The organism is Pontibacter sp. CAU 1760 (genome assembly GCF_054482735.1).
This window is the reverse complement of record NZ_JBTLRL010000020.1, coordinates 1-18,222: the sequence shown is the minus strand read 5'-3', so window position 1 is coordinate 18,222 and position 18,222 is coordinate 1. Positions and strand designations below refer to the sequence as shown.

The following is an 18,222-nucleotide window of genomic DNA, read 5'->3' as shown; positions in this document are numbered from 1 at the left end:
ATAATAATTGCTATAAACAGAAAAAGGCTCCCGGATTCCGGGAGCCTTTTTCTGTTTATAGCGGTGTATAAAAAAAACTGCTTCTTTTAAGGAAGCAGCGGGAAAGGGTGGTATAAGTTTAGCTACTTATAAATCAAGAACACGGCTGGCTGCTTGTGTATATCGGGGAGCTTGCCGCGCCACTGCTGTATGGTTTTGGTTTGGATAAACTCGTGCTCTGGCGAGGTGATGTTGGCCGCGATGCAAAGCCTGGTTTCGGGGTGCAACGTCTGTAGCAGGTCCTCCAGGAGCTTGTTGTTGCGGTATGGGGTCTCCATAAAAATCTGCGTCTGGTCGCGTTGCTGCATCTCCTTCTCCAGTGTGCGGAGTGTCTGCAGGCGCTCGCGTTTTTCGATAGGAAGGTAACCATGGAAAGCGAACTGCTGACCGCTGAAGCCACTGGCCATCAGGCTGAGCAGGATGGCAGACGGCCCTGCAAAGGGTATAACCTTAATGTTTTTCTGATGCGCAAATTTCACAACTTCCGCACCAGGGTCGGCCACGCCGGGGCAGCCTGCCTCTGAGATGATGCCGGCGTCTTCGCCCGCTTCTACCAATGGTTTGAGCGAAGCCTGGACCTGTGCCGGGGTGGCATCCTTGTCTATCTGCACGAAGGTAAGCTGCTCAATTACCAGTTCCGGGCATATGCTTTTCACGTAGCGGCGGGCTGTGCGCAGGTTCTCTACGATAAAGTACTGCAGGTGACGTACGGTTTCCACTACCTGCGGAGAGATAACCTTGTCGGCAGTGTGATCGGCCAGGACAGTGGGAATAAGGTATAAAGTGCCGGTTTTTTTCATAAGGCAAAGGTAGTGCTTTAGAAAGGATTACAGAGAATGCCTGCTGGCAAGCGTAGAAACAAAAACTGCCACAGCTGATGGCCATGGCAGTTTTGTGTCTGACCGTTATACATCAGTCCGTGCGCAGGAAGGTTGTCACCAAATCATACACCTGGTCTGGTGCCTGGGCGTGTACCCAATGGCCCGCGTCCGGTATGGTTTCTACTTCCACAAGGGTAAACAGGTGCTCAATGCTGCTGTATATATCTTCTGGTTTGATATAGCCGGACTTGCCGCCTTTGATGAACAGCGTGTGCTTTTTGAAGGGTATATCGGCGGTAATGGCTGTGCTGATCTTATCGTAATTGTTGGCCAGGGCATCGATGTTCATGCGCCAGGCAAAGCTGTTCTGCTCAGTGCGGTATAGGTTTTTCATCAGAAACAGGCGCACATCATTCTCTTTGATGTGCTGTGCCATCTGCTTATCAATCTCACTGCGGCTCGTTACGCCATCCAGCTTCACCGATTTCAGTGCTTCAATAATCTCGTCGTGGTGCGGCGGGTATGCTTTGGGGGCAATGTCTACTACAATAAGCTTAGTGATGCGGGTGGGGTATTTCAGGGCATACTTCATCGCCACTTTCCCGCCCATCGAATGGCCAATGATGGCAGGCGTCGGAATCCCGAGCTCATCCACCAGTTCCAGCACGTCATCCGCCATCAAATCGTAGCTGTGTTCATCCGAGTGCGGGGAGCGACCGTGGTTGCGCAGGTCTACCAGAAATACGTTGTAGTGCTCGGCAAAGCGGTTCGCCAGCGTCTGCCAGTTATCTAAGGTGCCAAACAAACCGTGCAGAATCAGCAGCGGTTGGCCGTGGCCCATTTCCTTATAGTGTAATTTCATGCTTTCAGTGATCAATTATCAGTTAACATTTATCAGGCTGTAGATGGGAGTCTATACCCCGGATCTTCAGTCGCCGTGTTTATACCAGCTAGCCCTACAGCACCCGAATAAGTTTATCGCCCTCACGCTCCTTTAGTATACCCAGCGGCTCCAGGTGCAAGCCGTGTTTCTCAAAAACAGCCAATACTTCGTCGCGGCCAGCCGGGTCAACAGCAACCAAAAGGCCGCCACTGGTTTGTGGGTCGCAGAGCAGGTGCTTCTGGTCTGGGGTAAGCTCGGCTATCTTATGGCCGTAGCTGTCGAAATTACGGTGCGTGCCGCCCGGAATGGCGTTCTGGGCCATATACTCCAGTGCCTCGGGTAGCGCTGGCACTTTGTCGAGGTATACTTCTGCCGCCAGGTTACTGCCTTCGCACATTTCCGAGAGGTGCCCGAGCAAGCCAAAGCCTGTTACGTCCGTCATGGCTTTCACCTGTGAAAGTTGCCCTAACTCAGCCCCGATCTTGTTCAGCTGCATCATCTGCTGTGGGGCCACCTGCTCATGCTCCGGCTTCAGGATGCCTTTTTTCTGTGCCGTGGTCAGCATCCCCACGCCAAGTGGTTTGGTCAGGTATAACTCGCAGCCGGCGGTGGCGGTGTCGTTGCGCTTCAGGTTTTTGATATCCACCATACCCGTTACGGCCAAACCAAAGATAGGCTCGGGGCTGTCGATACTGTGGCCACCGGCTAACGGGATACCTGCCTCGTGGCAAATGCTGCGGCTGCCCTCAATCACGCGCTTGGCTACTTCAGGAGCTAGTTTATCGATAGGCCATCCCAAAACGGCAATCGCCATCATGGGCGTGCCCCCCATGGCGTACACATCCGAAATGGCGTTAGCAGAGGCGATGCGGCCAAAGTCATAGGCATCATCCACGATCGGCATAAAGAAGTCGGTGGTGCTGATGGTGGCGCGGCCATTGCCAATGTCAAAGACAGCGGCATCGTCGCGGGAGCTGTTGCCGACCAACAGGTTTTCGTTTTCGGGGTAGCTGATGTCGGAATGCAGGATGGCATCGAGCACTTTAGGGGCGATTTTGCAACCGCATCCGGCACCGTGGCTGTATTGGGTTAATCGTATTTGTTCTATTGAGGTATCTTTCATGGGATTAAATTAAACGGTGTTGTTTGGCAAACGCCAGAACGCGCTCGGCATTCTCGGCCTGGTCCAGGCTGTCGAGCTGGATCGGGTGCATGCGCTGCTTCCGGTCCAGCTCGTAGGAGTAGGCTTTATCGTAATAAGTGAGGGCGATTTCCACCATCTTCTCCATGTCACCGGTATCAATGGCTTCCAGTGCTTCTTTGGTGGCAAGGCCCCCTAATCTCTTTTTTATTTTCAGTATGGAATTCTCTAACAGTTGCTTGTCTGTGCGGCAGTATTCCTCGGCCAGCTTTTGCACCCGCAGCTGTTTGGGCAGCTCCAGCACTATGGTTGGAGCCTCCTGAATTTGGTCATAAAAGGGCTTTGGTAAAACAACTCGACCAATGGTGATGCTTTCGTCCTCAACCCACACGGGTCGCTGTGAATCAATGGCCAGTAATGCTGTACCCAACAGGTTCTCGAAATGTTCGGTGCTTGGCTGTTCCGGCATCCCGATGCTCCCGAAAGCAGAGCCTTTGTGGTTAGCCAAACCTTCCAGATCTACTGTTTGCTCACCGATCCGGTGCAGTTGCAGCAGCAGGTCTGTTTTTCCGCTGCCCGTTAGGCCCCCAATCACCAGTAATGGCTGTGGCTTCTGGAACTGCTCTCGCATCAGGTGACGGTACTTCTTATAGCCCCCCTCCAACAAGTGCACTTTATACCCCGAAAAGCCGAGCAGCCAGGCCATGGCCCCGCTGCGCATCCCCCCGCGCCAGCAATGCACCAAGAGCTCTTTGTCTTTAGCCAGCTTGTCCGCCTTTTTCACAAACGTCGACATCCTGGGCCCAAACAGGTCAAGGCCCATCAGCACGGCCGGGTCGTGGCCCTGCTTTTTATAGGCCGTCCCGATTACAGCGCGTTGTGCATCGTCAAAAATAGGGAAGGAGTGTGCCTGCGGGATATGGCCGACGGCATACTCTTTTGGGGCGCGCACATCCAACACTGGCAACTGCTTTGCCTTTTGGATAAATTCTTCAATGGGTATGGTATGGAACATTGGCTATTTTAACTGGCGCAGGTATAACTGGATGGTGTTCTCCAGCCCAAAGTAAAGCGCGTCGCAAATCAGGGCGTGGCCAATGCTCACCTCATCCAACGCCGGCAGGTTTTGGTGCAGGTACTGCAGGTTGTCCAGGTCCAGGTCGTGGCCGGCATTGATGCCTAAGCCCAGTTGCTGTGCTTTTTGGGCGGCTTTGATGTAGGGTGCCAAGGCCTGTGCTGCGTTTTGGCGGTAGCTGGTAGCGTAGGCTTCGGTATACAACTCAATGCGGTCAGTCTGTACCTGGGCAGCGCCCTCTACCATGCGTTCGTCTGGGTCTACGAAGATAGAGACCCGTGTGCCGTGCTCTTTTAGTTCCTGTATGGTCTGGGCCAGAAAATCCTTATGTTTGATAGTGTCCCAGCCGGCATTGGAGGTAATGGCGTCTGGTGCGTCTGGTACCAGCGTCACCTGCTCCGGCTTCACAGCCTTCACCAGCTTAATAAAGTCTGGGGTGGGGTTGCCTTCGATGTTGAACTCCGTTGTCACGATCTCTTTCAGGTCATAAACGTCCTGGTAGCGGATATGGCGCTCGTCGGGCCGCGGGTGCACCGTGATGCCCTGTGCCCCGAATCGCTCGCAGTCTTTGGCAACCTGCACAACATTTGGCCTGTCTCCACCACGGGCGTTCCGTAGCGTGGCTATTTTGTTTATATTTACACTCAGTTTCGTCATGGTTATAGCATTGTGTACGGCAGCGCTGTTGTCTGCCGCTGTATACGAATGACTAAATTAATGGAATTTTGTTTAAGATACTTGCCTATAGCCGCAGGCGAGGCAGCGTATACACAATGGCTGGCGCCTAAGGCACAGCGGATCAAATCATAAAACACATCAACTTAAAACTATGAATTTAAAACAACGCATCGACGCTGATATCAAACAAGCCATGCTGGCCAAGGAGAAAGGACGCCTGCAGGCGCTGAGGAGTATCAAGTCGCAGATACTGCTGGCCGAAACGGAAAAAGGCGGTACAGAGGGAATCTCTGCCGACACCGAAATGAAGTTGCTGACGAAAGCGGCCAAGCAGCGCCGCGAATCTGCGGCCTTGTATGCGCAGCAAGGCCGCACCGATTTGGAAGAAGTTGAACTGGCTGAACTGGCCGTGATAGAAGAATACTTGCCGAAGCAACTGGATGAAGGCGACCTGCGCGCGCGTCTGCTGGAGATCATTCAGCGCGTGGGCGCAACCGGTCCGTCAGATATGGGCAAGGTCATGGGCATTGCCTCGAAAGAACTGGCAGGCCAGGCCGATGGCCGCGCGATCTCTTCGGCAGTGGGCAGCCTATTAAATAACACCGATTTTTAATTTGAAAACGTTATACTGGCGCATCATGTTAGCGTCGGTATAGCGTTTGTTTTTGCGCCGGGCCATAAGACTTGGGGTCTAGTTGCCTGGTGTTTACCGTCTAATGTCTTCTGTTCATGAGTACATTCGATATGTTTTTGGCCGTGCCGATTGCCTACGGAGCTTTTCAGGGGTATAGAAAAGGGCTGCTGCTGGAACTGGTGTCGTTGGTGGCGCTGGTGCTGGCTATACTGGGCGGTCTGAAACTCCTGGATACGGCCCTGCCGGTGATGGAGGGATTTGTGGGTGACGCGCATGGGTTGCTGCCATACGTTACCTTCCTGATCGTGTTTGTGGGGATTATCCTGCTGATACACCTGGGCGGCCTGCTGCTCAAAAAAGTTATCGACTTCACGCCCTTTGGCTTCTTCGACAATTTCCTGGGAGGCATCTTGGGGGCGCTTAAATGGTGTGTGGCGTTGAGCCTGTTGCTGTATGTGTCGGATATGGCCGGTATCCGCATATCGGCAGAAACAGCTACAGACTCAGTGGTATACCCCGTGGTGCTGAAGACCACCCCTTACGCGCTAGATATCCTGAGTTATGTCCTGCCTTTTGTCAAAGCCCTTGTCAGCTCGCTTAAGCATCATTTTTAATGTTAAGAGTTTAAATAAGTTAAAGAGTTTGAGAGTTCAAAGATTTGGAATTCGATGCTCACATTGATGACTTTCAACTCATCCCCCTAAAACTCTCAAACTTTCTAACTCCTCAACTTTCCAAACTTTAATGCTTCTGCTGCTCGACAACTTCGATTCCTTCACTTACAACCTCGTGGATTATTTCGGGCAATTAGGTGTAGAGGCAAAGGTGGTTCGGAATGATGTGCCACTGGAGGAGATCAAGCGGCTGCCGGTAAATGCCGTGGTGCTATCGCCCGGGCCCGGAACCCCGAAAGCGGCAGGTTCTTTGTTTGAAGTAATAGCGTATTACCACACCAAATTACCGATGTTGGGTATATGCCTGGGGCATCAGGCGCTAGGGGAGTTCTTCGGGGCTACTTTAGCAAAAGGCTTAAAACCCATGCACGGGAAACTCTCTGAGATTATCTGCGAACCGGACCCTATTTTTGCCGGCCTGCCGGCCCGGACGCAGGTGGTGCGCTACCACTCGCTGGTGCTGCACCATACCCCGGAAAGCATTGTTCCGCTGGCACATACACAGGAGGGGGAACTGATGGCGTTTCGGCACAATCAGTTACCGCTATACGCGTTACAGTTTCACCCAGAAGCAGCATTGACTACATATGGGTTGCATATGCTCCGAAATTGGCTTACAATTGCTAATATTGCATCATAAGTTAACCATACACCACAAGAAATACGTTTCTTTCAAAAAGTTTTGACGCTACATGGATTTACAAATCAGGCAAGAAGGCGATTTTAAATATATAGACGAAGGAGAAGGCGAGGTGCTATTGTTACTGCACGGGCTATTTGGCGCGCTGAGTAACTGGAACGGCGTTGTAGATCATTTCTCTAAAAATTACCGGGTAGTTATCCCGTTGATGCCTATATATGAAATGGCGCTGCACAAGGCAGGGGTGCCGGGCCTGGTGTCGTTTGTAGAGGATTTCGTGAAGCTGAAGAAACTGAAAGACCTGACCTTGCTTGGTAACTCTTTGGGAGGGCATGTTGGCTTGGTTTATACCCTGAAGAACGCGGATATGGTGAAGCGACTGGTCTTGACCGGCAGTTCTGGCCTTTTCGAGGATTCGATGGGAGGGTCTTTCCCGAAGCGCGGCAACTACCAGTATGTGGAGGAGCGTGTGGGGTATACCTTCTACGATCCGAAAACAGCCTCTAAGGAGCTGGTAGACGAGGTGTTCTCTATCACCAACAGTAATGCCAAGTGTCTGCGTATTATTGCCATTGCCAAGTCAGCGCAACGCCACAACATGGCTAAGGATATCACCAACCTAAAAGTGCCGACCTTGTTGATTTGGGGCTTGAACGATACCATCACGCCGCCGCTGGTAGGGCATGAGTTCAACCGGTTGATCGAGAATTCGGAGCTTTATTTTATTGATAAGTGCGGGCATGCCCCTATGATGGAACATCCGGAGAAGTTTAACAGTATCCTAGAAAAGTATTTAGCTAAAACATCTATAACCACAGACGCCACATGATCGCAGAAGAACTCATCAACCAAATGATTCCACCGCTGAAGCTCTACGACACCGTAGACAAGGCTTTGCGCTGGATGGATGAGTTCCGGGTGAATGAGTTGCCCGTGGTAAGTAACCGCAAGTACATGGGCCTGGCCACCGAGCTGCGCCTGATAGAGCTGACTGACCGTAGCCAGGCCCTGAAAGAGCTTGAACTGGAGCATCAGGAGGTGCACGTAATGCAGCATCAGCACTTTTACGATGTGATGGAGGCAGCCATCAAAAACAAGATACAAGTGGTGCCTGTGCTGGACGAGGAGCAGGAGTACATCGGCATCATCACGATCAACGATACCCTGGCAGCTTTCGGGCAAATGTCTGCGCTGCAGGGCCAGGGTAGTATACTGGTGCTGTCGATGCCCGAGCGCGATTACTCGCTAAGCCAGATCAGCCGGCTGATAGAGGAGGAAAGCGTGAAAATCCTGAGTGCTTATGTGTCTCCGGACGAAATGGACCCTTACAAGATCAAGCTTACCCTGAAGCTAAATACTACCGATCCTTCACGTATCATTGCCACGCTCGAGCGCTTTGAATACCGTATCACGGCCCAGTTCAACGACAACAATGACAACGACATGGGGCGCGACCGCCTCGATATGCTCCTCAAGTATCTTGATATTTAATCTGGCGCGGTGATGCAACTGCGTGTCTTGCTGATTCTTCTCTTTTCCTGGCTTTTTGGTACCGTGCAGGCGCAAACCTGCGAGGGGCCTCTGGTAATGCTTGGCACCGTTTCATTCTCAGGCAATGAGATTACCAAGGGGCAGGTGCTGCAACAGGAGCTTACCTTTAACAGGGGCGATACCGTTTCGGCGGAAGCATTGCCCGTGTTGCTGGAGGAAAACCGCAAGCGCCTGCTTAACCTACGCCTTTTCCATCAGGTACGCCATACCTCCACCTGTGCAAACGGGGTGGTACACGTGCAGTACGCCGTACAGGAGCGCTTTTACCTATACCCCGTCCCGATCCTGGATTTTGCCGACCGTAACTTCAATGCCTGGCTGGAGAAAAAAGACTGGAGCCGCATTGACTATGGAGCAGGACTGTCGCGGCGCAACTTCAGGGGCCGTAACGAGGAAGTGCGGGTGCGGGTGCAGCGCGGTTTCAACAAGCGGCTGGAGTTTTCGTACCGCGTACCCTACTTAAGCCGCCGGCACAAAATAGGGGCAGAGGTGGGCGTGGCCGATTACCGCAGCCGCGTAACCAGTTATGACAACTTCAACAACCGCCAGCTTTTCCTGGAACAGGAAAGTGAACTGCCCATCCGGCGCACCGCTGTTACGGCGGGGATGACGCATCGGCAGGACGTGCAGCGGCAGGAGGGTGTGCGGCTTACCTACCAGCGCGATCGCATTTCTGACTCAGTGGCGCTACTCAACCCGCGTTACTTTAACAACGGGGTAACCGACCGGCAACTGCTTCGCCCTGAAATATACAAAGTCATCAACCTGCGCAACAATTTCGCCTATCCGCTTTCGGGTAGCTATTTTGAGGTAGCGGCGGCCCAAACCTTCTTTCTGCAGCACTCGGGCAGCACCTATACTACCCTGAGGGCCAAGTATGTGCAGTACAACCGGCTTTCGGAGAAGTACTCCTACATGATCGGGGGAGAAGCGCAGACACGGCTAGCCCAAACCTATGCCTTCTCTGACAATATCGGGTTGGGGTTCCGGTCTTTGGTGCGGGGGTATGAGCTCTATGTGATCGGGGGGCAGCACTACGGGTTATTTAAACAAGGATTAACGCGCGAATTGCTGGATTTACAGCGTTTTAAGCTTAAATTTATCCGTAACCCTAAATTTAATACGATACCTTTGTCTATATACCTCAATGCGTTTACGGATGCCGGGTATGTGGTAGACAAAACGTTTGAAGACAGCAACCCGCTGGCTAACAGCTTGCTGCTTGGAGGCGGGGTAGGAGTGCATGCCGTTACGTTTTATGATATTGTGCTGCGGCTGGAGTACTCCCTGAACAAAGACGGAAACAGAGGGTTCTATTTCAGCACCAGATTCCCTTTTTAAAACAAGCACTATGAAAATAGCTATACTCGGAAAGCCCTTTAACGATACCATAGCCCCATTTATCCAGATGCTCTTTGATGAGCTGCAGCGACGGCAGGCGGATTTGCTGCTGCTGGAGCAATTTCAGCTTTTTCTGAAAAACACCATTAACCTGCCCACCGGCATCCCAACCTTTAGCCGCGGCGATACACTCAAAGACATTGATGTGGTCCTGAGCATTGGCGGCGACGGCACCCTGCTTGATACGGTAACTTATGTGGGGGCCCAGCAAATTCCGATTCTGGGCATTAACACCGGGCGCCTGGGCTTTCTGGCCACTATCCCTTACGATAGCATCAACGTAGCCATTGATGCGCTGTACAAAGGCCACTATACCCTCGACGACCGTGCGCTCATACGGGTGGATTCTGACCAGGAGGTGTTCGGCGGCATCAATTTCGGCCTAAACGAGTTCAGCTTATTGAAGCGCGATACCTCAGCCATGATTGTGGTGCATACGTATATAGATGGGGAATATCTAAATTCCTATTGGGCAGACGGTTTGGTGGTTGCCACGCCTACAGGCTCTACTGGCTACTCGCTTAGCTGCGGTGGCCCATTAGTGCTTCCACAGACTAACAATTTCATCATCTCCCCCGTATGTCCGCATAACCTCAATGTCAGGCCCATGATTGTGTCTGACAAGAGCGTGATATCATTTGAGGTAGAAGGCCGCAGCAGCACCTACCTCTCCACCCTCGATTCCCGCTCTACTGCTGTTGACATGAATGTGCAACTGGCTGTGCGGCGTGAGAATTTCTCGGCCCGCCTCATCAAGCTGCATCATGTTAACTTCTTGTCTACATTGCGTAGTAAACTTAATTGGGGACTGGATAAGCGGAACGAGATTATAAAGTAATATTTTTTATTTAAAATATGATTTCCGGTATTCGGGAATATCATTATTTTTGTATCAGCGTAGATTGGGTATATTGTACTCAGTTACAAGGCCTATTTAGATACCTGCCATTATGAAGAAATTTTTTACACTTGTCCTGTTACTGGTTGCTGTCATCGCGTTTTCCATTACGGAAGCGAATGCACAGCGCTTTACACAGCGAAGGCACTATGCCACTTTCGGCCTCTCATTAGGTGCCGCGAACTACTTCGGAGACATTGTTCCGGAACCTGATTTTACCAGTTTTCGGGTTAAATCTACACGCCCTAATATAGGGCTAAACTATTCTTATCGCTTTCATCCGCGCGTATCCATTCGGGGAGCAGTGAACTGGATGCGTATTATGGGCGATGATGAGCTGAGTGCCTCCCTGAATGAGGCAGAGAACTCCGGCCGCTTTATGCGAAACCTTTCTTTCCGCAACGACATCAAAGAGCTAAGCGCGGTTGCCGTGATAGACCTTTTCGAGAACCGCAGCACCTACCAACGCCGTCCGGATTTTGTGCCATACGGTTTCATTGGCGTGGCTGCTTTCCATCATAACCCCAAGGCATATTACGAGAACGGCTCCCGCCAAGGCCTTGATCCTGCTAACGACATCCCGACAGGCTGGTATGAATTGCAGCCGCTGGGCACAGAAGGGCAGTATGCCTCCATCGGCGACTACCCGGACCCATACAAGAAGGTGCAGATCGCGATTCCTTTCGGTTTGGGCGTGCGCTACAAACTTGACAGAAACTTAGACCTTAGTTTGGAAGTGGGCTGGAGAAAAACTTTCACGGATTACCTGGATGACGCCAGCTCTGCTTTTGCTTCGAAGGCTGATATCCTGAACGGTGGTGGAGAGAACCCAACGGCGGCTGCCATCCTATCAGACAGAAGTGGTGAGACCGATTTTAACACAGTAGCAGACCCAAGCGGCACAGTCTATGACATCGTTCCCGGGTTTGGTACATCAGCCAATAAAAAGCGTGGAAATAACTCAGACGATGATTGGTATATAAATACTAATATTTCCATCAACTATATTTTGGGTGGGCGCGTTAGAAGTCCTAAATTTAGATAATAGAACTACTAACGCTGCGTTGTTCATCTGAACACCGCTTTTACTTACATGACTTTACAAAATCTTAAGAGCACACTCCTTATTTGTCTTGCATTACAAATAGGGAGTGTTTTTTTTGGCAGCGCCTTGTTCGCGCAGCAGAGCAGGCCGGTTTCCACGTCAGAGATTGGTGTTGGTATAGGAGGCGCCAATTACAAAGGGGAAATAGCACCGAATTACCGTTTCCTCAACAACCAGGCAGCATTAACCGTGTTCTACCGCCACGACATGTCCGACGCGATTACGTTGCGCGGCGGGCTGATGGGAAGCCACCGTATCATAAACGACAATACCTTCAGTGATGAGGCGTATGCTGACAACCGCCCACTACACGCTTACCGACAGGCAGAGTCGAAGTTTAGTTTGCTGGAGGCTTCAGCCGTTATGGAGTATAACTTCCTTGATTATTACGACCTAAGCCAGAAAGTGCGTGTTTCGCCCTACGTATTTGTTGGTGTGGCGGGGCTCCTGTATAACATCAAGCTCCAGTCTGATAACCCTGAATTGGGCGGGCCCGGGGGCATGCTCGATAGGCCTTTTGATACCAACATTGCGGTAGCCGTGCCGTTTGGGGTTGGGGTGAAGTATGCGTTGAGCAAGCACTGGAACCTCGGCCTGGAGTTCGGTGCCCGCAAGGTATTGACCGACCAACTAGACTACCTCTTTGAGGAAGACCCTAAAAACCTGGCCAACCCCTACGATAAAGACTGGTATTATTACAACGGTATCAGCATTTCCTATACCCTCTACCGCACAAACTGCCCTCCTGTTTATAAGAATAAGCCCGGCATACTAGATTAAGTGGCAATGCTTCACGAATTTGTGAAGCTTTTTGTAACTTGCGGGGAAATTCTGTTTTAATGAATCTTAGGGAAAACGTAAACTTAAGCAATTTACCCAAGCATATAGCCGTTATCATGGACGGCAACGGGCGTTGGGCAAAGCAAAGAGGAGGGCTGCGGATCTTCGGTCATCAGAGTGCTGTGAAAGCAGTGCGCGATACCGTGGAATGCGCCGCAGAACTGGGGGTGGAGTACCTGACGCTTTATGCTTTCTCCACCGAAAATTGGTCGAGGCCAAGGGCGGAGGTCGATGCTTTGATGACGCTGTTGGTTTCTACCATCCGCAAAGAGGTCGCCACGCTCACCAAAAACGACATTAGGCTGCAGACCATCGGTGAGACAAACAATTTACCAAAAGCCTGCCAGCGCGAACTATTGGAAGCGATAGAGCTGACGAAAGACAATACGCGCATGACGCTGGTGCTGGCGCTGAGTTATAGCGGCCGCTGGGACTTGACGCAGGCCATGCGACAGATAGCCACGAAGGTGGAACAAGGCCAGTTGCAGGCCGCTAGTGTAAGCGAAGCGGTTGTTGCTTCGCACCTTTCCACTGCCGGTATGCCAGACCCTGAACTGCTGATCCGTACCAGTGGCGAGCAGCGTATCAGCAACTTCCTGCTGTGGCAATTAGCTTATACTGAACTTTACATCACAGAGTTGCTCTGGCCTGATTTTAGGAAGGAGCACCTGTATGAGGCAATAATTGCTTACCAAAGCCGCGAGCGGCGATTTGGCAAGACAAGTGAACAAATAACAAAGTGATAGATTCCCGAATGACAAGATGTATCTGGGTGCTTGTGCTGCTGCTGTTTTCAGCTGGTGCAGCCTCTTCGCAAGTGCTGAATAACCCTTCACAGACTTCTCCGATAGATTACGCGCAGCCCAAGCAGTATCGCATTGGTGGTATAAATGTAAGCGGAGCTAAATTTCTGGAGCCCATCGCACTGATTTCAGTGATTGGCCTGAAGGAGGGAGATGAGATTACAGTGCCCGGAGAGGATATCAGCCGAGCCATACAAAAGCTGTGGCAGCAGGGCATCCTGGGTGATGTGGAGGTACTGGCCCGAACAGAAGGGGACAAGATTTTCCTGACATTCGACTTGAAAGAGCGACCGCGCCTGGCTGATTTCCGCTTTTCCGGCATCAACAAGACCCAGTCGGATGCTTTGCGCGAGAAAGTTCCCTTGCAGCGTGGCCGCATTGTAACGGACGCCGTGCTAAACAGCACCCGCAATGTAATCCGCAACTACTACCTGGATAAAAGCTACCTCAACGCCAAGATCAATATCACGCAACGCCCGGACTCTACGCTACCTAACAGCGTGGTACTGAACGTGCATGTGGACAAGGGGAACAAAGTAAAGATCGAGGAAATTGAGTTTGTCGGAAACGAGGCTTTTGCAGATAACAAGCTGAAGAAGCAGTTGAAGAAGACGAAGGAAAAGAAATTCTACAAAATCTTCACCTCCTCTAAATTCAGTGAAACAGAGTATGAGGCCGACAAGCAGCACCTGCTGGATTTCTATAGCAACGAAGGTTACCGCGATGCCACCATCGTGTCTGATACGGTATACCGCATCAGCGACGACAGGCTGGGGATCCGGATCACAGTGGATGAAGGTCAGCGGTATTATTTCCGAAACATTACCTGGGAGGGCAATTACCTTTATGAAGACGAGTACCTCTCACGGGTACTAGGTATAGGCAAAGGCGATGTATATAACCAGCAGGAACTGGACAAGCGCCTGAACTATAACCCAACAGGAGGGATAGACGTGTCGGCCTTGTATCAAAACGACGGTTATCTGTTCTCGCGCATCGAACCAGTGGAAGTGCGTGTAGAAAACGACTCTATTGACTTGGTGATGCGCGTAACGGAAGGGCCGCAGGCAACCATCAATAAAATCACCATCACAGGGAACGACAAGACGAGTGACCATGTGATTCTACGGGAGATACGCACGCTTCCGGGACAGAAATACAGCCGCGACGACTTAATCAGAACCCGAAACGAACTGGCTGCCCTGGGGTATTTCGACCCGGAGACGATTGGCTTGAACCCAATTCCGAACGAAGCCGATGGGACAGTGGATATTAACTATAGCGTGGTAGAGCGACCGAACGACCAGATCAGCCTTTCGGGTGGTTGGGGCGGTGTGCTAGGCCCGGTAGGAACCGTAGGGCTTACGCTCAACAACTTCTCTACCCGCAAAATGCTTGACTTGTCTAAGTGGCGCCCGGTACCGACAGGCGACGGACAGCGACTGTCACTGAACATACAGGCAAACGGTAGGCTATACCAGTCTTACTCCTTGTCCTTCACTGAGCCGTGGCTGGGAGGGCGCAAGGCAAACTCGCTTACGGTTAGCTTATTTAAAACTGTTAGAAGGTTCTCTTTGGTAGAAGACGCCAACGCAAGCAGCCTGAATGTAGACGGAGCTTCTATGAGCCTTGGTCGAAGACTGAACTGGCCGGACAACTTCTTCTTCATGAACCACTCACTGTCTTACAACCGCTATAACCTGAACGAATACAGGTTGGCAGAAGGGTTCTCTGACGGGGTATCAAACAGTATCTCACTCACCAATACATTAGGCCGTTCCAGTATTGATAACCCAACTTTCCCACGAAGAGGGTCGTCGTTCACGTTCAGCGTTAACCTGACACCGCCCTACTCGCTGCTCTCCGAAAGAAGAGATAAGTTCGAGTACATCGAGTTTAACAAATGGATGTTCGATGCCTCTTATTTCTTAAACTTGGCAGGGAATTTGGTACTAAACACCCGAGCGCACTTTGGTTTCCTCGGAACTTACAGTGATGATGCCGTTGGGCCATTCGAGCGCTTCAAACTAGGTGGTACAGGCCTGGGAGGTGGTAACTTCTTCGTCGGTACAGAATTTATCGGATTAAGAGGGTATGACGAGGGCGATGTGGTGAACAACAACAACTCTTTCCTGACCTCTGCCGGTGGTGTAGCTTACAATAAATTTGTACTGGAGGCGCGTCAGTTGATCTCGCCTAACCCGGCGGCTACCATCTATGGTCTGGCTTTCCTGGAGGCTGGTAACAACTTCGGATCTTACGACCAGTACAATCCGTTCAAGCTTTATCGCTCTGCAGGTGTGGGCGCCCGAATTTTTATGGCTGCCTTCGGTTTGTTAGGATTTGATTATGCTTGGCGACTGGATACACTGCCAGGTCCGGCTGGTTTGGATGCTAAGCGCGGCATGTTCCACTTTGTGATAGGCCAGCAGATACGTTAATCTGAAAGGAATTTGTATGAGGAAGTTTTTGTTTGTCTTTGTAGCGTGCGTTTTTTTAGCACCTGTTTTGCATGCTCAGAAGATTGGCTATATTGACTCAAATTTTATCCTGAGCAAGATGCCGGACTTTAACAAAGTACAGCAGGAGATGGATAAATACGCAACAGCCTGGCAGAAGGAGATCGAACAGTTGCAGCAGGAGTCTGATAAGCTAAAGCAAGACTTTAGAGCAGAAGAAGTACTGCTGACCGAGCAGATGAAGAAAAAGCGCCAGTCTGAGATAGCTAAAAAGGACGCTGAGCTGCGTGATTATCAACAGAAGGTGTTCGGTTATGAGGGCATGATGTTCAAGCGCCGCCAAGAGTTGATGCGACCCGTTCAGGATGAAGTTTTCGAGGCAGTCGAAAAGGTGTCAAAATCCAAGGGAGTGCAGATCATGTTCGACAAGTCAGGTGACCTGGTGATGATTTATACCAACCCGGTGCATGACTACACAGAATATGTGTTAGAGGCCTTAGGGCTTGCCTCAGAGCGGCAGAACCAGCAAGGTAAGACACCAGCCAGCGCTGTTGTAGATGACCCGGGCAACCTGCCTGATGTAGGAGCAGAGGAACAGCCTGAACAACAACAGCCAGCTAAGCAGCCTTCTAAATCAACAAAGAAGAAGTCTAACAACTAAACCTAACTATATTATTAATTAAGCAACCAATGATGAACAAGATTAAAACATTAGTAGCAGCGTTCTTACTGATCAGCTTTGCATCTTTTGCACAGAGCAATGACCAGCCGCTTAAAATTGGTTATACAAACGTAGAGTACATTCTGCTTCAAATGCCAGAAAGTAAGCAAATAGAGTCTGAGCTTAAAACACATAGCACACAGTTGGAGAACCAGCTAAAAGGCAAGTATGCAGAGTACGAAAGCAAATTACAGGCTTACGAGAAAGGCGCTGCAACCATGGACAAAGTGGTTCGCGATGACAAGGAGAAAGAGTTGATGAATATGAACAACTCTATCCAGGAGTTCCAGCGTAGTGCGCAGGCTTCTTTACAGCAAAAAGAGAAGTCTTTGGTTGATCCGGTTATCTCTAAGATTGACAAAGCTATTAAAGATGTGCGTGTTGAGAACAATTATACCTACATCATCAGCAACCAGGCATTGCTTGCTGGTCCGGAAGACGGGGATATTTCTCCGCTTGTGCTGAAGAAGCTTGGTGTAGACCCAGCTAAAGCCCAGCAAACCCCAGAGCCGGCTGCTACAAAGCCAGCAGCAACTACAACGCCTTCTAAGTCATCTAGCACAAAGAAGAAAAGCAACAAGTAATACCCGCTTTTAACAATACAGGAAAGCCGACGTGTATACATCGGCTTTTTTTTTATACCCTAATTTAAGATTTACATTGGCCTATTACATTGATCAGCAAGAAAATGCAGTTGATTCTGATGAACTGTATGAGCACCACCGGATTGTGGTGGACAAAGGGCAGGCATTGCTGCGGCTAGACAAGTTCCTGATGGACCGCTTGCCCAATGTAACGCGTAACAAGCTGCAGAGTGCTATTCGTTCAGAGTCGGTGCAGGTGAACCAGAAGCCCGCGAAAGTGAGCTATAAGGTGAAGCCACTGGACCTCATTACCATTACCCTGGCAGAGCCGCCGCGCGATACGGATGTGGTAGCGGAAGACATTCCGCTGAACATTGTGTATGAAGACGACGAGTTGCTGCTGGTGAACAAGGAAGCTGGGATGGTAGTGCACCCTGCTTACAGCAACTGGACGGGCACCTTGGTAAATGCCCTGACATACTATCTGCAGAACCTGCCTACTGGCCGTAACGGCGAGGGACGCCCAGGCCTGGTACACCGCATCGACAAGGACACATCAGGGTTGCTGGTGATTGCCAAGACGGATTACAGTATGGCTTACCTGGCAAAGCAGTTCTTCGACCACACGATCGAGCGCACCTACTATGCCCTGGTATGGGGCGTTCCGAAGGAGCAGGAGGGCACGGTGACAGGCCATATAGGACGCAGTGTGAAAGACAGGAAGGTGATGGCAGTGTATCCTGATGGATCTTATGGCAAGCACGCTGTAACGCACTATAAAGTGTTGCGAAGCTTTAAGTATGTATCGTTAGTGAAGTGCAACTTAGAAACTGGCCGCACACACCAGATCCGTGCGCATATGAAGCACATTGGGCATCCGCTTTTCTCGGATGCAATGTATGGAGGAGATAAGATCGTGAGCGGTATGCCGAATGGGTCGTATAAATCGTTTGTCGAGAATGCCTTCAAGCTAATACCCCGGCAGGCGCTCCATGCCAAGTCACTGGGTTTTACACACCCTATCACCAAACAGGCTATCTTTTTTGAGTCAGACCTGCCCGAAGACTTTGCCTCGGTATTAGCAAAATGGGAACTGTACGAAGAACCACTAACGTAACCAGCCACTTCTTTATCGCAGTGATAAGCACATAAAGGGAGTGTAATTTAAACTGTGTCATTTCCATGTTTTACATTACTGGCCCTGTTGGTGTACTGGTGTGAATCCTTACAGCAACAGGGCCAAACTTTTGAAGTGCGTCTCACTTCAAGTCCAGC

General features: G+C 50.7%; 19 protein-coding genes. 14 read left to right on the top strand and 5 right to left on the bottom strand.

Annotated elements, in window-relative coordinates; translation table 11 throughout:
- Positions 1 to 122: 122 nt before the first annotated feature.
- From ACXYMU_RS19715 to ACXYMU_RS19695, 5 genes are all read right to left on the bottom strand, one after another.
- Positions 123 to 839 carry an SAM-dependent methyltransferase gene (locus ACXYMU_RS19715; protein WP_458988142.1) on the bottom strand — a complete coding sequence of 239 codons (717 nt, stop codon included), beginning with the start codon at positions 837 to 839 and terminating at the stop codon, positions 123 to 125.
- Between the two features lie 112 nt (positions 840 to 951).
- Positions 952 to 1,722, bottom strand: a complete 771-nt coding sequence (locus ACXYMU_RS19710; protein WP_458988141.1) for an alpha/beta fold hydrolase — start codon at positions 1,720 to 1,722, stop codon at positions 952 to 954.
- 94 nt (positions 1,723 to 1,816) lie between these two features.
- Positions 1,817 to 2,866: a selenide, water dikinase SelD gene (gene selD, locus ACXYMU_RS19705; protein ID WP_458988140.1), complete on the bottom strand. Its 1,050-nt coding sequence runs from the start codon at positions 2,864 to 2,866 to the stop codon at positions 1,817 to 1,819.
- A gap of 4 nt (positions 2,867 to 2,870) precedes the next feature.
- The gene (mnmH, locus tag ACXYMU_RS19700) at positions 2,871 to 3,899 is read right to left on the bottom strand and encodes a tRNA 2-selenouridine(34) synthase MnmH (protein WP_458988139.1); all 1,029 of its coding nucleotides are present in this window, start codon (positions 3,897 to 3,899) and stop codon (positions 2,871 to 2,873) included.
- A 3-nt stretch (positions 3,900 to 3,902) separates the two neighbouring features.
- A complete protein-coding gene (locus ACXYMU_RS19695) occupies positions 3,903 to 4,616 on the bottom strand; it encodes a pyridoxine 5'-phosphate synthase (protein ID WP_458988138.1) in 714 nt (237 codons plus the stop codon).
- A 172-nt stretch (positions 4,617 to 4,788) separates the two neighbouring features.
- On the opposite strand from ACXYMU_RS19695, the gene ACXYMU_RS19690 reads away from it, so the two are divergent.
- The 14 genes from ACXYMU_RS19690 to ACXYMU_RS19625 all read left to right on the top strand — a co-directional run bounded on the left by ACXYMU_RS19690 (position 4,789) and on the right by ACXYMU_RS19625 (position 18,064).
- Positions 4,789 to 5,250, top strand: a complete 462-nt coding sequence (locus ACXYMU_RS19690) for a GatB/YqeY domain-containing protein (RefSeq protein ID WP_458988137.1) — start codon at positions 4,789 to 4,791, stop codon at positions 5,248 to 5,250.
- A 116-nt stretch (positions 5,251 to 5,366) separates the two neighbouring features.
- Positions 5,367 to 5,885 carry a CvpA family protein gene (locus tag ACXYMU_RS19685; protein WP_458988136.1) on the top strand — a complete coding sequence of 173 codons (519 nt, stop codon included), beginning with the start codon at positions 5,367 to 5,369 and terminating at the stop codon, positions 5,883 to 5,885.
- Positions 5,886 to 6,015: 130 nt separating this feature from the next.
- Positions 6,016 to 6,585, top strand: coding sequence for an anthranilate synthase component II (locus ACXYMU_RS19680; protein ID WP_458988135.1), 570 nt, complete (start codon positions 6,016 to 6,018; stop codon positions 6,583 to 6,585).
- 52 nt (positions 6,586 to 6,637) lie between these two features.
- The gene (locus ACXYMU_RS19675) at positions 6,638 to 7,414 is read left to right on the top strand and encodes an alpha/beta fold hydrolase (RefSeq protein WP_458988134.1); all 777 of its coding nucleotides are present in this window, start codon (positions 6,638 to 6,640) and stop codon (positions 7,412 to 7,414) included.
- Positions 7,411 to 8,076, top strand: coding sequence for a CBS domain-containing protein (locus ACXYMU_RS19670; protein WP_458988133.1), 666 nt, complete (start codon positions 7,411 to 7,413; stop codon positions 8,074 to 8,076). The genes ACXYMU_RS19675 and ACXYMU_RS19670 overlap by 4 nt, the downstream gene beginning before the upstream one ends.
- A gap of 12 nt (positions 8,077 to 8,088) precedes the next feature.
- On the top strand, positions 8,089 to 9,477 hold the full coding sequence (locus tag ACXYMU_RS19665; protein WP_458988132.1) for a BamA/TamA family outer membrane protein: 1,389 nt from the start codon (positions 8,089 to 8,091) through the stop codon (positions 9,475 to 9,477).
- 10 nt (positions 9,478 to 9,487) lie between these two features.
- Positions 9,488 to 10,375: an NAD kinase gene (locus tag ACXYMU_RS19660; RefSeq protein ID WP_458988131.1), complete on the top strand. Its 888-nt coding sequence runs from the start codon at positions 9,488 to 9,490 to the stop codon at positions 10,373 to 10,375.
- A gap of 112 nt (positions 10,376 to 10,487) precedes the next feature.
- The gene (locus ACXYMU_RS19655; RefSeq protein WP_458988130.1) at positions 10,488 to 11,480 is read left to right on the top strand and encodes a DUF6089 family protein; all 993 of its coding nucleotides are present in this window, start codon (positions 10,488 to 10,490) and stop codon (positions 11,478 to 11,480) included.
- Positions 11,481 to 11,528: 48 nt separating this feature from the next.
- Positions 11,529 to 12,320, top strand: coding sequence for a type IX secretion system protein PorG (gene porG, locus ACXYMU_RS19650; protein WP_458988129.1), 792 nt, complete (start codon positions 11,529 to 11,531; stop codon positions 12,318 to 12,320).
- A gap of 59 nt (positions 12,321 to 12,379) precedes the next feature.
- Entirely contained in the window at positions 12,380 to 13,123 is a 744-nt protein-coding gene (locus ACXYMU_RS19645; protein WP_458988128.1) for an isoprenyl transferase, read from the top strand.
- Between the two features lie 11 nt (positions 13,124 to 13,134).
- Positions 13,135 to 15,624: an outer membrane protein assembly factor BamA gene (bamA, locus tag ACXYMU_RS19640; RefSeq protein WP_458988127.1), complete on the top strand. Its 2,490-nt coding sequence runs from the start codon at positions 13,135 to 13,137 to the stop codon at positions 15,622 to 15,624.
- Between the two features lie 16 nt (positions 15,625 to 15,640).
- Positions 15,641 to 16,303 carry an OmpH/Skp family outer membrane protein gene (locus tag ACXYMU_RS19635; RefSeq protein WP_458988126.1) on the top strand — a complete coding sequence of 221 codons (663 nt, stop codon included), beginning with the start codon at positions 15,641 to 15,643 and terminating at the stop codon, positions 16,301 to 16,303.
- 29 nt (positions 16,304 to 16,332) lie between these two features.
- Positions 16,333 to 16,947 carry an OmpH/Skp family outer membrane protein gene (locus tag ACXYMU_RS19630; RefSeq protein ID WP_458988125.1) on the top strand — a complete coding sequence of 205 codons (615 nt, stop codon included), beginning with the start codon at positions 16,333 to 16,335 and terminating at the stop codon, positions 16,945 to 16,947.
- 76 nt (positions 16,948 to 17,023) lie between these two features.
- Complete coding sequence (locus ACXYMU_RS19625) at positions 17,024 to 18,064, top strand: RluA family pseudouridine synthase (protein WP_458988124.1); 1,041 nt, start codon at positions 17,024 to 17,026, stop codon at positions 18,062 to 18,064.
- Positions 18,065 to 18,222: the final 158 nt, after the last annotated feature.